We start from the raw sequence: 12,219 nt of genomic DNA, 5'->3' as shown, positions 1-12,219 counted from the left end.
TGGGTGGCCCTTGCGAGCAAGCAGCGCTTGCAAGGGCCTCAATGCACCGGCAATCGCAGGTATTCCATGCTGTATTCGCTTCAGGCACTGCGGGCGTTCGCCGCCTGGGTGGTGGTCTGCCACCATTTCATGCAGATCTTCTTCGAGTTCCATGCCACAGGCCCCGTGGGCCAGTTCCTTACCGATCGCGGCGCCGTGGGCGTGGATATCTTCTTTGTCATCAGCGGGCTGGTGATCTACCTCTCGACCCGTGACAAGGCCATCGAGCCGCGCCGCTTCCTGCTCAACCGCGCCCTGCGTATCGTCCCTGCCTACTGGTTCTATACCGCGTTGATGGCAGCGCTGCTGCTGGCCTTCAGCCAATGGATGCCACACCAGGAATTCGACTGGCGTCACCTGCTGCTGTCGCTGCTGTTCATCCCGGCAGAGAACCCCGGCGGCTACGGCCTGTACCCGACCTTGAACGTGGGCTGGACGCTGAACTTCGAGATGTTCTTCTACCTCCTCTTTGGCCTTGCGTTCCTGGTGCGCCAGCGTCACCACCTGCTGCTGGTAACGGCTGCACTGTTGCTGGTCAGTGAAGTATTGAGCCGCCTTGGCGTACTCAGCCACTTCTACAACAACGGCATCATCTACGAGTTCCTGCTTGGTATCGGCATCGGCGTGCTGTACCGCCGCGGGCTGGTGCGCGAAGGGTTGTGGCTGCCGCTGGCGGTACTTGGGGTAGCGGCTTACGCGATTTATCACCTGGACGCGTCCCAGCGCCTGCTGCATTGGGGCTTGCCAAGTGCCCTGGTGGTGCTGGCCTTCGTCGCGCTGGAGCCGTACTTCCAGGGCAGCCGGGTGCTCAAGGCGTTGGGTGACTGCTCGTATTCGGTGTACCTGATCCACGTGCTGGTGCTGTATGCCGGCTGGTTCGCCAGCCAGCGTTTGCACCTCAACCCTTACCTGGTCTTCGCCCTCTGCGTGCCGTCCATTGGACTAATGTCGTGGTTCAGTTACCAGTGGCTGGAGCGCGGTTTGTACCGGCGGATGCAGGCGTGGCTGGCGGCGCCGCGGGAGCAAACGCCGGCTTATGCCCTTTCCAGAGTAAAATGCTAGGACTTTGTTCAGGGGCCAGGTTGGCGTACACTTGGCCGCAAGTCTGTGAGGAACTTCCATGAGCGCTATAACCATTACCGACGCCGCCCATGATTACCTGGCCGATCTGCTTTCCAAGCAGAACACGCCTGGCATTGGCATCCGCGTTTTCATCACCCAGCCGGGCACCCAGTACGCCGAAACCTGCATCGCCTACTGCAAGCCTGGCGAAGAGAAGCCTGACGACACCGCCGTGGGTCTGAAGAGCTTCACCGCCTATCTCGATGCGGTCAGCGTGCCGTTCCTGGAAGACGCGCTGGTCGATTACGCCACCGACCGCATGGGCGGCCAGCTGACCATCAAGGCGCCGAACGCCAAAGTGCCGATGGTCAATGAAGACAGCCCGATCAACGAGCGCATCAACTACTACCTGCAGACCGAAATCAACCCTGGGCTGGCCAGCCATGGTGGCCAGGTGAGCCTGGTCGACGTGGTCGACGACGGTATTGCCGTGCTCCAGTTTGGTGGCGGTTGCCAGGGTTGCGGCCAGGCGGACGTAACCTTGAAGGAAGGCATCGAGCGCACCCTGCTTGAGCGTATTCCGGAACTCAAGGGCGTGCGTGACGTGACCGACCACACCCAGAAGGAAAACGCCTACTACTGATTTGTAGTATTACGCGCTCCTAGCAACAAACTGTTACGGTTTCAACCCCTGCGACAACAGGTCGCAGCCCGTATTCAAAGGGCTGCAGGCCATCACCGCCTTGGTCGGGTAGAAGCCCGCGGGGTGCCATGCAAGAATGCCCCGGTTTTTGGGCCGGCCCGCTTCTGGGGCCGGCACCTTCCCTGTAAAGGATGGTTCCATGAATGATCTGTTGACCCGGCGCGCGGTAGTCGCCGGGATGGGCGTTCTCGGGCTCGGCCTGCTGGCAGGCTGCAACCCGGCCCGGGGGCTTGAGTTCAAGTACGGCAAGAACATGAGCAACGAGATCCTCGGGCGTAAGTTCCGCCTCAAGGACCCCCAGGGCAACGACGTCACCCTGTCGAGCTTCTACGGCAGCATGCCGATGATCTTCTTCGGTTTCACCCAGTGCCCGGCGGTCTGCCCGACCACGCTGGCGCGTGCGGCGCAAATCAGGAAGCTGCTTAAAGGTCGCGACCGCGAACTGTTCCGCGTGGTGTTCATCACCCTGGACCCGGAGCGCGACACCCCGGAAGTGCTCGATGCCTACGTCAAGGCCTTCGACCCGACGTTCACCGCGCTGACCGGTACACCGGAAGAAATCGCCGAGGTGGCCCGGGAATTCAAGGTGTTCTACGAGAAGGTTCCGGCCGGTGACACCTACACCATCTCTCACTCGTCCACCAGCTACGTCTACGATACCCGTGGCACCCTGCGCCTGAGCCTGGGCCATTCGCTGAATGCCAAGGAATGCGCCGAAGACCTGCTTACTCTGATGGAGATTTGCTAATGGCTGTTTCACTGCAACCGATCAAGCGCGGCCTGGCCGCCATCGCCCTGCTGGGCCTTGCGCTGCCAGCCCTGGCCCAGACCACCGTAAGTGATGCCTGGGTGCGTGCGAGCGTTGCGCACCAGCAGTCCACCGGTGCCTTCATGACCCTGACGGCCAGTAGCGATAGCAAGCTGGTTGGCGTGGCCTCGCCTATCGCCAAGACCGTGCAGGTGCATGAGATGACCATGAACGGTGACGTGATGGGCATGAAGGAAGTCAAGGCTGTCGAGCTGCCTGCCGGCAAGCCGGTGAGCTTGGACCCGAACGGTTACCACGTGATGCTGATGGGCTTGACCCAGCAAGTGAAGGAAGGCGAGAAAGTACCGCTGACCTTGACGGTCGAAGATGCGCAGGGCGCAAAGGAAACCCTGAATGTGCAGGCAGAAGTCCGCGCGCTCAACGCCGAGATGGGCGGTGGGCACGACCACATGCACATGAAACACTGACTTGAACGGGGCCGCTTTTGCGGCCCCGCTTCATTCAGCTACGAAAGCGTGGCAGAGGCCTTTCGAGGGTCAGCGAGGTCAAGGTCTTGCGAACCTGGGCTTCATCGGCCTCCAGGGCCTTGAGGCTCGCGCGGATCTTGCCAGCGACGGGCACATCGCCCTGCCGGTCGATCCAGTCGGCAATCTCCTTGCAGGCACTGCTCAGGGCAGCCTGGCGCTGGTTCATCAGCGATATGAGGGTGGTGAGCTCTCTTTCGGACATGGCAGGATCCTCCATTCAGCCCTGTCAGTGTAGCAGCGGCTGGCGCGATTGCCTGGGGCCTGGTGTCGCCGTGGCCTAGCCGTGCAGGCAAGCGGTGCGGTAGGCGCCCGGCGTGACGCCATAAGCTTGTTTGAACTGTCGGCTGAGGTGGCTCTGGTCGGCGAACCCCAGGTTGAACGCCACGTCGGCGGCGGCCAGCCCACTTTTCAGCAGTTCGCGGGAGCGGGCCAGGCGCCGCTGTTTGAGCCAGGCATGCGGCGGCAGGCCAGTGGCCTGGCGGAATACGCGCGCGAAGTGAAAGGGCGATAGGTTGACAGCCGCTGCCAGCTCTTCCAGTGACGGGGGATCCGCCAGTCGGCTTTCAAGCAGCTCGCGGGCGCGGGCAACTGCCAGCGGTTCGTTGCCGGGGGCGCTGGGCGCCGGGCAGTGGCCGTGGCGCTGCACCAGTGCCAGCACCGCCTGGCGCCAGGCGGTCTGTTGCTCGAGTGCGCTGGCACCCGACTCGGACAACTGGTGCACCTGGCTGAAGGCGCGCGCCAGCTCCGGGTCCTGGATCACGCTGGCGTTGAAGCGCGGCATGCCATACCGGCCCAGTTCCAGCTCATCCAGCACCCCGGTCACCCGTTCATGCTCCGGGTAGAAACCGCGGTAGCGCCAACCGGCTTCATGGGCCGTGGCGCCGGTGTGCAGTTCGTCCGGGTTGATCAGCACCATGCTGCCGACCGGCGCCAGGTGCTCGCTGCCGCGGTGCCAGAAGCGCTGGGCGCCGGACTCGATAACGGTGAACACGTAACCTTCATGCACATGCGGGGCAAAGCGCTGCTGGAAATAGCGCGCGTGCAGCATCTCGACGTCGCCCAGGGCGGGCGCTTGCCAGAGGTGGGTCTGTTCGCGCAGGGGTGTGGTCATGCCAGCCAGCTACGCAGCAGGAAGAAGATCAACATGCTCACCAGCATGCTCAGCAACACGCTGCGGGTCAACAACACCAGGGCGACGGCCACCAAGGCACCGAGCAGGTAGGGGTTGAGCGGGCTCAGGTCCAACTGGTGGCCGGGCAGGAAGATGATCGGGCCGCAGATTGCCGTGAGCATGCCCGGTACGGCAAAGCCCAGGAACTGCCGCGCGTTGGAACTCAGGCGCAAGGGCAGGCGTGGTTCCAGGAAGGCATAGCGGTTGAGGAACACCACGGCGCCCATGGCGAAGATCAGTAGCCAGGTCATGCGCGGCCTCCGAAGTATTTCTGGCAGATGAAGCCAGCGGCCATGCCCAGCAGCCCGGCAGCCACCAGCGCGGTTTCCCAGTGCCAATAGCTGAACAGCACCGAACAGAACAGTGACACCGCCACGCATACCACCGTGGCGACATTGCGTACCAGCGGTGCAATCAGCGCAACAAAGGTGGCGACGATGGAAAAGTCCAGGCCCAACTGGTCCAGGTGCGGGATGTTCTGGCCCAGCACGATGCCGGCCAGGGTGAACAGGTTCCAGGCCACGTAGAACGTCAGCCCGACACCGAGTGCGTACCAGCGGTTGAACTGCTGCTGGTCATAGTGGCTGGTGAGTGCGAAAAACTCGTCGGTCAACAGAAAGCCCAGGCCCAGCCGCCAGCGTAGCGGCTGGTTTGACAGCACCGGGCGCATGGATAAGCCATAGAGCAGGTGCTGCGAGGTCAGCAGCAGGGTGGTCAGCAGGATCGACAGCAGGTTCGCGCCGCCCTTGAGCATGCCGATGGCTACCAGCTGCGCAGCCCCGGCAAAGACGATCGCCGACAGGCCCTGGCCTTCCCAGGCGCTGAGGTTGGCCTCGATGGCCATCGAGCCTGCGAGCAGGCCCCACGGGGCGACGGCCAGCGATAACGGGAGAATGGCGATGGCGCCGTGCAGAAAGGCCTGGCGGGCAATGGGCGGACTGCTGTGCATGATGGTTGCGACACTGTTGTTCGGCAGAGCAGCATGCCAGAGGCTGGGGCGGGTGGCTTGAACGATCTTGCTCGTTTGGCGCCGCTGCGCCCACTCAAGGCAGGCGTGTTACCGCTGGCTGGTCAAGCGTTGCTGGGCCGCTATACAGCCATTGATTTCCACGGCCTTCTGCAGCAGGGAGCGGCTGTGTTGCGGGTCCAGGTCACCCAGCAGGCGATAGACTTCGGCCTGGTAGTCACGCTGGCGTCCCCACTGCATCTGCAGGCCCTGTGGCTGGCTGCGGCTGCACGCCAGGCGGGTGGCCGGCTGTGGGTAATAGGGTGCATAAAGCGTCGCCATGCTCGGGATCGCTTCGAGGGCCTCGCGATAGGCTGGGCTGGCGTTGTACCCCGAGCACCAGGTGGCAATTGCCGTGGCCGGCGGGGCAAAGCCCTGATTGAGGCTGGCCTCCAGCAACGGGCAGGCGGCATCGGGTATCTGTGCCGCAGGCAGGTAGGTCGTGTAGTACAGCGCCAGGCGATACTGGGCCACCGGGTGGCCGAGTTCCACCGACTTTTTCAGCAGTGCCACCGCCGTTGGCAGCGTGCGAGCCAGTGCCTGGCCTTGCCGGTTGAGTTCCGGGTCGCCGCCAACGGCGGTGCGCAGGGGGCTGGCACTGTCGTCGGGGTTGTCCGCCTGCTCCAGCAAGGGCAGCGCCTGGCGGTACAACAGGTCGGCGTGGGGGTCGATGCGCGCTTCGAGCGCTTGTGCGGCTAACGGTGCCAAGGTGACGAGCAACACCGGCCCGAGCGCTGCGCGGCTCACGTAGGCGCCTCGCAGCAGGTGAAGCCACGGTGGGTAGCCAGGTACAGGTGGGCAGAATGGGTGTTCATCACAGGTACGCGTGCGCCTCGGGCGAATCGGAACGACTGCCTATTCTAGCCAAGCGTAGGGGCAGACCGAAAGGCCGGCGGTCAACTGTCAGACGAGCTTGATCGGCGTGACCTTGCGTTGCGCATGTTTTTCCTGGGCAAGGCCCAGTTTGGCCGTGATCACCTTGGCCAAGGCATTGTTGCCCAAATCGTTGAGGTGCAAGCGGTCTATGAACAGGTCAGCGCCGAAAACGGGCGAGCTGCTGAGCATGCTGTTCATGTCGTAGCACGGCACCGGGTCTGCCTGGCTTTTGATGCGCCTGAAGAATGCCATGTGCAGCTGGCTGTCGAAGGCGCCATCGAGCAGGCGGTCGAAATTGGCAGGCTGGCGTTCCACCGACGCCAGCATGGCTTGCTCACCGGCAGGCAGGGTTTCGCGGCACCAGGGCAGCAGCGGTTGCAGAATGAAGGTGAGGGTGGCGTGGCTGTCGGCCAGCATCCGCTCCCACTGGCGCAAGGTGCGGCCAATGCTGTCGGCGGCGCGTGCCAGGCGCTTCTCCGGCGGCGATAACGACCAGCCCAAGGCCTGCTCCTGCCGGCGCGGCGCCAGCGCCTGGCCCAGGCGTTGCCACAGTGAATCCCGGCGCGCCGGGCTGGTGGGCTGCAGGCCTTCGTTGAAACTGTGCAGGTACCCCTGATGCGCCTTGGCGTGCTGCAGCTCGTGCGGACCAGTCAGCACCTCGCCCAGCGCTTCATGTGCCAAGGTATTCAGGCCGCTGAGCACTACCACATGGCCCACTTCGCCGAGGCGGTGCTGGTGGGTGAGAAACAGCAGAAGCTCCTGGCTCGCATTCAGCCCACAGCCCGCCAAGCTCAGCCACACTTCACCGGTCAGTATCGACAGCTGCGAGGCCACCGTATGCTCGTCGGAACTGGCACCGATACCCAGCGCGGTCGAGCCGCCGACCAGCAGGTTGACCCGTGCCGTGCCGCCGCGTTCGGCGGCGGAAAAGCGCTTGCCGGTGCAATGGCTGTAGCGCAGCCCAAGTGCGTCGGTGTTGATGGTACCCGAGCGGTAGCCACTTTCGTGCACATGCAGGGTATGTGGGGCGCGCCGAGTGCCCAGTTGCAGGAAGCGCTGGTAGTCCGGTTGCAGCGTCGAAGCGTGCGTTGCGGGGTTGGACGAGGTCATGGGCGATCCTTCGGCTCTGGCGTTGCTGTCGCTTTGGGCTTCAGCCCGCCAGCTCCTTGAAGTTGTAGGCCAGGCCGCCGACGGCGATCAGCAGCAGGGCAACCCCTGAGGCCAGGGAAATCACGCGGTTGCTGCGCTGCGAGGCGAGCTTGCCGATGGCGAAGATGTACAGGCTGAGCACAGCGAAATCGATGGCCACCCAGAGCAGTGACAGCACCACCATGCTTTTGCCGAATGATTCGGTGATCTGGATGAACTGCGGGAAGAAGGCGATGAAGAAAATGATGTCCTTCGGGTTGGAAATACCCACCATGAACCCTTGCCACAAGCCGCCGCGCCCAGCTTTTGGGGGGTGCGCCTCGGCTTCGGCGGCAGGCGCCTGAAGGCACTCGCGCAGGGTGCTTACGGCGATGTAGCCGATGAACAGGCAGCCCAGCAGGCTCATGCCGCTGAGCCAGGCCTTGTCGATGGCCGCGCTGGTCAGGATGACCCAGGCAGCGGCGCCGATCAGTACCAAGGATGCCCAGTTGGTGCCAACGGCGGTAAACATGGCCTTGCGCGAGCCAGAGGCCGCAGCGGTGTTGACGATCAATGCCACCACGGGGCCAGGGGTGGCGATCAGCAGCAGGACGGTCAGGGCGTAGGTGAGGGTCAGTGCGGTATTCACGGTCAATTCTCGATCTGTGTGTCGGGCGTGGCGTGGGCGTGGGCATGAAAGGGGCAGCGCGACGGGTTGAGCGAGCCTGCTTCCTGCAGTTGGTATTGCTTCCATTCAAAATTGTCGGCCTGGCCGAAGAAGCCGAGGCTGTCGGGCATGACGCCGTCGTTGTAGTGGTGCACCCGTTCGCGGATGCGTGCACGAATCCGCTTGCCGCTCTCGGTGCCGGCGTTGGCTACTTCGTCGAAGTTTTCCCGCGGGTTGATGACGAAAGTGATGTGGTTGCCCAGGTTGCGGCTTCTCATCTGTCGGTGGCCGGGAAAGTTCATGTTGATGAACAATGGCATGCCGGCGTAGCAAAATGACCAGCCACTGTCATTGGGGTCGCTGGGTATCGCCTGGGGCCAGGGGTGCGGGTCGCGCGCGTGCACGCCGCGCAGTACCTTCCAGGCCAGCGCCTGTTGTTCGGCAAGGGTGCTGTCGGCGGCCGTTTCGAGAAACACCACCAGCGGGCTGCCGATACGTTGCTTGATTGGCACGGGGGTAATGGTGCGGACGTAGTCGGCGAGGCCTTGAGCGATGTCGTCGGCCAGTTGTTCGGCCCGGGCGAACAGAATGTGGCAGGATTCGCCAGCCACCGCCTTGCGCCCGAACAGGCAAGGGAAGTCAGGGTTGGCGAGGATGTCGCGAAAATGTTGTATGGTTTTGTGCGTCCAATGCTGCGTGTTCCGGACATGTTCAGCGGCCAGCTCTAGCGCATCCAGGCGATAGCAGTTTCCATAACCCGTAAACATGATTTCCCCAGGCGTTTGATTAACAGAAAGTTACAGACATATGCAGGCAGGTTATTGGCTTATCTTTGTTATTTACCTGCATTTTCTGAGACGCAGTTAACGTTGTAAAACGCGTGGAACTATGACCTACTATTAGTCTTACTCATGCTTCGGGGGCGTCATGTCGGAACGGATTCAGGCTTTGCATGCATTGCGTGCCTTCGAGGTCGCCTCGCGTTACGGGTCGTTCACCCGCGCGGCTGAAGAGCTGGCGCTGACCCAGGGCGCCGTCAGCCACCACATCAAGACCCTTGAAGGTATGTTCGGCTGCGACTTGTTCGAGCGCCGCGGCCCCAAGTTGAGCCTCACCGAACACGGGCGGCTGCTGTCGCAGGAGCTGAAGGTCGGCTTCAAGATCATCGAAAACGCTTGCGCGCTGCTGCGCCAGGACCGCTACGGGCTGCGCCTCAAGGCACCTTCGACGCTCACCGTGCGCTGGCTGCTGCGGGCACTGGATGCGTTCAAGAAAGTCGACGACAGCTGCAGCGTGCAGCTGTCGAGCGTGTGGATGGACATCGACACCGTGGACTTCTACTCCGAGCCCTACGATTGCGCGTTTCTGCTGTCCAGCGGCAGCTTTGCCGCCGATATCGAGAGCTTCAAGCTGTTCGATGAATGGCTGATCCCGGTGTGCCACCCGGACTACATGGCACATGAGCAACCTGCACTGGGCGATTTGCGCCAGTGCGAACTGCTGCACCCGTCACCGGACCGCCGCGACTGGCGGCGCTGGCTGGCGCGCATGGATGCGCTGGACATCAGCATCGACCAGGGCCAGGTGTTCGACACCCTCGATCAGGGCATTTCCGCAGCCCAACAGGGCCTGGGTATCTCGGTGGTCGACCTGGTGCTGGCCAGTGCCGACCTGGGTGCCGGGCGCCTGGTCACGCCGTTCAAGCATGCCGTGGCGACAGGAGACGGGTATTACATGACCTGGCTCAAATCCAGCCCCAAGGCAAGACAGATGCACAAGTTGCGCGACTTCCTGCTCGGCCAGGTGCCACCGTTGGCCTACAAGGACATCAACTACCTGTACGGCTGATTGCCCGCACAAGGGTAGAATTACCTTATCCGACCTATCGGTTGCACCGAGGACAACGCAGTGGAGTTGCAGCAGGGCTTTGTCCTGACCCGGCATTGGCATGACACGCCCGAAGGCACCTGCGTGGAGTTCTGGCTGGCCACCGACCAGGGGCCACGCCTGTTGCGCCTGGCCCCGCACGGCTCAGTGATGTTCATCCTGCAGGCGCAGGCCGAGCATGCGCGGCTGTTGCTGGCCGATGAAACAGGTGTTGAACTCAAAGCCTTGAGCCTGCGTGATTTCGAGCACCGGCCAGTGATGGGTGTTTACTGCCGTCAGCAGCGGCAACTGATGCAACTGGAACAACGCCTGCGCAGCGCCGGCGTCGAGGTGTTCGAGGGCGATATCCGCCCGCCCGAGCGCTACCTGATGGAGCGGTTCATCACGGCTGCGGTGCAGTTTGCCGGGCACCCGGATGCCCAAGGGGTCATCTGTGATGCTCAACTCAAACCCTGCGCACACTACCGCCCGCCATTGCGTCTGGCATCGCTGGATATCGAAACCAGCGAACGTGGCGAGTTGTACAGCATTGCCGTAGAGGGATGCGGCCAACGCCAGGTATTCATGTTGGGCAGTGCCAATGCTCAGGCCAGTAACGTGGATTTCGACCTGCGCTACTGCCCCGACCGCGCTGAGCTGCTTCACTGCCTGAACCAGTGGATGGCCGAACACGACCCGGATGCAATCATCGGCTGGAACCTGATCCAGTTCGACCTGCGCATCCTGCATGAGCATGCCAAACAACTGCAGGTGCCGTTGACGCTGGGGCGCAATGGCGCGCCCATGACCTTGCGTGCCCACGCCAACGGCGGCCATGTGTTCGCAGATGCACCTGGCCGGCTGCTGATCGATGGCATCGAAGCCCTGCGTTCGGCCACCTGGAGTTTCCCCTCGTTCAGCCTGGAAAACGTCGCGCAGACGTTGCTGGGTGAAGGCAAGGCGATCGATACGCCTTACCAGCGCATGGACGAGATCAACCGCATGTTCGCCGAGGACAAGCCGGCCCTGGCCCGTTACAACCTCAAGGACTGCGAGCTGGTGACGCGTATCTTCGCCCATACCCGGTTGCTGGAGTTTCTGCTCGAGCGCTCATCCGTCACCGGGCTGGCAGTGGACCGCAGCGGCGGTTCGGTGGCGGCGTTCTGTCATCTGTATATCCCGCACATGCATCGGCTTGGCTTCGTGGCGCCTAATCTGGGCAGCCGACCGGATGAGGCCAGCCCCGGTGGGTTTGTGATGGATTCGCGCCCGGGCCTGTATGACTCGGTGCTGGTGCTCGACTACAAAAGCCTGTACCCCGCGATCATCCGCACGTTCCTGATCGACCCGGTGGGCCTGGTCGAAGGCTTGCGCCAGCCGGATGACACGCGTTCGGTCGAGGGTTTTCGAGGCGGGCGTTTCTCGCGCAACCTGCATTGCCTGCCGGCGATCGTCGAGCGGGTCTGGCAGGGCAGGGAAGAAGCCAAGCGCGAAGGCAACGCACCGTTGTCGCAGGCTCTGAAGATCATCATGAATGCCTTCTACGGCGTTCTGGGTTCAAGCGGTTGCCGGTTTTTCGACCCGCGCCTGGCGTCATCGATCACCATGCGTGGCCATCAGATCATGCGCCAGACCCGCGCGCTGATCGAGGCGCGGGGCTACGACGTGATCTATGGCGACACCGATTCAACCTTCGTCTGGCTCAAGGGCGCCCATGGCGAGGAAGCTGCGGCCCGCATTGGCCGCGAACTGGTAGCCGAGGTCAACCAGTGGTGGCGCCAGCACCTGCGCGAAACCATGGGCCTGGAAAGCGCGCTTGAGCTGCAGTTCGAAACCCATTACCGGCGCTTTCTGATGCCCACCATTCGAGGTGCCGACGAGGGCAGCAAGAAGCGCTATGCAGGGCTGGTGCAGCGCGCCGATGGTAGCGAAGACATGGTGTACAAGGGCCTGGAGTCGGTGCGTACCGACTGGTCACCACTGGCCCGACAGTTCCAGCAGGCCTTGTACGGGCGGATCTTCCGCGGCCAGCCGTACCGTGATTATGTACGCGGGTTCGTGGCGCAGACCCTGGCGGGCCAGCTGGACGAGCTGCTGATCTACCGCAAGCGCCTGCGCCGGCCGCTGGCCGACTACCAACGCAACGTGCCACCGCATGTCCGTGCCGCGCGCCTGGCTGATGACTACAACCGCCGCCTGGGGCGTGCGCAGCAATACCAGAAGGGTGGCTGGATCAGCTACGTGATCACCACGGCGGGGCCGGAACCGATGGAGAACCTGCAGTCGCCAATTGACTATGACCACTACTTCAGCAGGCAACTGCAGCCGGTGGCCGATGCCATCCTGCCCTTCGTCGGTGACGATTTTGCGGCATTGACCGACCGCCAGTTGCTGTTGTTCTGAGC

At 63.0% G+C, this 12,219-nt stretch carries 14 protein-coding genes; 6 read left to right on the top strand and 8 right to left on the bottom strand.

Translation table 11 applies throughout. From position 1 onward, the window contains the following. The first annotated feature begins 66 nt into the window (after positions 1–66). From ACNQPL_RS16525 to ACNQPL_RS16510, 4 genes are all read left to right on the top strand, one after another. A complete protein-coding gene (locus ACNQPL_RS16525; RefSeq protein WP_416467269.1) occupies positions 67–1,101 on the top strand; it encodes an acyltransferase family protein in 1,035 nt (344 codons plus the stop codon). 58 nt (positions 1,102–1,159) lie between these two features. Then, positions 1,160–1,744, top strand: coding sequence for a Fe-S biogenesis protein NfuA (gene nfuA / locus ACNQPL_RS16520; RefSeq protein ID WP_172218736.1), 585 nt, complete (start codon positions 1,160–1,162; stop codon positions 1,742–1,744). 199 nt (positions 1,745–1,943) lie between these two features. Then, entirely contained in the window at positions 1,944–2,552 is a 609-nt protein-coding gene (locus tag ACNQPL_RS16515; protein ID WP_346612909.1) for an SCO family protein, read from the top strand. Further along, positions 2,552–3,040 (top strand): copper chaperone PCu(A)C, encoded by a 489-nt coding sequence (locus ACNQPL_RS16510; RefSeq protein WP_346612910.1) that lies wholly within the window; start codon positions 2,552–2,554, stop codon positions 3,038–3,040. The genes ACNQPL_RS16515 and ACNQPL_RS16510 overlap by 1 nt, the downstream gene beginning before the upstream one ends. Positions 3,041–3,074: 34 nt before the next feature. Here ACNQPL_RS16510 and ACNQPL_RS16505 read toward each other — a convergent pair whose 3' ends face one another. The 8 genes from ACNQPL_RS16505 to ACNQPL_RS16470 form a co-directional block, all read right to left on the bottom strand. Next, the gene (locus ACNQPL_RS16505; protein ID WP_346612911.1) at positions 3,075–3,302 is read right to left on the bottom strand and encodes a hypothetical protein; all 228 of its coding nucleotides are present in this window, start codon (positions 3,300–3,302) and stop codon (positions 3,075–3,077) included. 75 nt (positions 3,303–3,377) lie between these two features. After that, on the bottom strand, positions 3,378–4,211 hold the full coding sequence (locus ACNQPL_RS16500; RefSeq protein WP_416467268.1) for an AraC family ligand binding domain-containing protein: 834 nt from the start codon (positions 4,209–4,211) through the stop codon (positions 3,378–3,380). Next, positions 4,208–4,522 carry an AzlD domain-containing protein gene (locus ACNQPL_RS16495; RefSeq protein WP_254480475.1) on the bottom strand — a complete coding sequence of 105 codons (315 nt, stop codon included), beginning with the start codon at positions 4,520–4,522 and terminating at the stop codon, positions 4,208–4,210. Before ACNQPL_RS16495 ends, ACNQPL_RS16500 begins: the two co-directional genes overlap by 4 nt. After that, positions 4,519–5,220: an AzlC family ABC transporter permease gene (locus ACNQPL_RS16490; RefSeq protein WP_346612913.1), complete on the bottom strand. Its 702-nt coding sequence runs from the start codon at positions 5,218–5,220 to the stop codon at positions 4,519–4,521. The genes ACNQPL_RS16495 and ACNQPL_RS16490 overlap by 4 nt, the downstream gene beginning before the upstream one ends. A 108-nt stretch (positions 5,221–5,328) precedes the next feature. Then, positions 5,329–6,024: a sel1 repeat family protein gene (locus ACNQPL_RS16485; RefSeq protein ID WP_346612914.1), complete on the bottom strand. Its 696-nt coding sequence runs from the start codon at positions 6,022–6,024 to the stop codon at positions 5,329–5,331. Between the two features lie 156 nt (positions 6,025–6,180). Next, the gene (locus ACNQPL_RS16480; RefSeq protein WP_346612915.1) at positions 6,181–7,263 is read right to left on the bottom strand and encodes a hypothetical protein; all 1,083 of its coding nucleotides are present in this window, start codon (positions 7,261–7,263) and stop codon (positions 6,181–6,183) included. A 40-nt stretch (positions 7,264–7,303) separates the two neighbouring features. Next, on the bottom strand, positions 7,304–7,930 hold the full coding sequence (locus ACNQPL_RS16475) for a LysE family translocator (protein ID WP_346612916.1): 627 nt from the start codon (positions 7,928–7,930) through the stop codon (positions 7,304–7,306). 2 nt (positions 7,931–7,932) lie between these two features. Further along, on the bottom strand, positions 7,933–8,715 hold the full coding sequence (locus ACNQPL_RS16470; protein WP_346612917.1) for a YqcI/YcgG family protein: 783 nt from the start codon (positions 8,713–8,715) through the stop codon (positions 7,933–7,935). Positions 8,716–8,875: 160 nt separating this feature from the next. Between ACNQPL_RS16470 and ACNQPL_RS16465 the strand changes: the two genes are divergently transcribed. After that, positions 8,876–9,796 carry a LysR substrate-binding domain-containing protein gene (locus ACNQPL_RS16465; protein WP_346612918.1) on the top strand — a complete coding sequence of 307 codons (921 nt, stop codon included), beginning with the start codon at positions 8,876–8,878 and terminating at the stop codon, positions 9,794–9,796. Between the two features lie 60 nt (positions 9,797–9,856). Further along, on the top strand, positions 9,857–12,217 hold the full coding sequence (locus tag ACNQPL_RS16460; RefSeq protein ID WP_416467267.1) for a DNA polymerase II: 2,361 nt from the start codon (positions 9,857–9,859) through the stop codon (positions 12,215–12,217). Positions 12,218–12,219: the final 2 nt, after the last annotated feature.

The organism is Pseudomonas sp. LFS044 (assembly GCF_047978245.1).
In the GTDB taxonomy this organism is placed as follows: Bacteria; Pseudomonadota; Gammaproteobacteria; order Pseudomonadales; family Pseudomonadaceae; genus Aquipseudomonas.
Note: the sequence above shows the minus strand (reverse complement) of the source record. Positions and strands in the feature narration are given on the sequence as shown.

What these genes read in the sequence shown, in the direction of transcription:
- ACNQPL_RS16525 (WP_416467269.1), top strand. Translation starts at nt 67, where the DNA reads ATGCTGTATTCGCTTCAGGCACTGCGGGCGTTCGCCGCCTGGGTGGTG.
- nfuA (WP_172218736.1), top strand. Translation starts at nt 1,160, where the DNA reads ATGAGCGCTATAACCATTACCGACGCCGCCCATGATTACCTGGCCGAT.
- ACNQPL_RS16515 (WP_346612909.1), top strand. Translation starts at nt 1,944, where the DNA reads ATGAATGATCTGTTGACCCGGCGCGCGGTAGTCGCCGGGATGGGCGTT.
- ACNQPL_RS16510 (WP_346612910.1), top strand. Translation starts at nt 2,552, where the DNA reads ATGGCTGTTTCACTGCAACCGATCAAGCGCGGCCTGGCCGCCATCGCC.
- ACNQPL_RS16505 (WP_346612911.1), bottom strand. Translation starts at nt 3,302, where the DNA reads ATGTCCGAAAGAGAGCTCACCACCCTCATATCGCTGATGAACCAGCGC.
- ACNQPL_RS16500 (WP_416467268.1), bottom strand. Translation starts at nt 4,211, where the DNA reads ATGACCACACCCCTGCGCGAACAGACCCACCTCTGGCAAGCGCCCGCC.
- ACNQPL_RS16495 (WP_254480475.1), bottom strand. Translation starts at nt 4,522, where the DNA reads ATGACCTGGCTACTGATCTTCGCCATGGGCGCCGTGGTGTTCCTCAAC.
- ACNQPL_RS16490 (WP_346612913.1), bottom strand. Translation starts at nt 5,220, where the DNA reads ATGCACAGCAGTCCGCCCATTGCCCGCCAGGCCTTTCTGCACGGCGCC.
- ACNQPL_RS16480 (WP_346612915.1), bottom strand. Translation starts at nt 7,263, where the DNA reads ATGACCTCGTCCAACCCCGCAACGCACGCTTCGACGCTGCAACCGGAC.
- ACNQPL_RS16470 (WP_346612917.1), bottom strand. Translation starts at nt 8,715, where the DNA reads ATGTTTACGGGTTATGGAAACTGCTATCGCCTGGATGCGCTAGAGCTG.
- ACNQPL_RS16465 (WP_346612918.1), top strand. Translation starts at nt 8,876, where the DNA reads ATGTCGGAACGGATTCAGGCTTTGCATGCATTGCGTGCCTTCGAGGTC.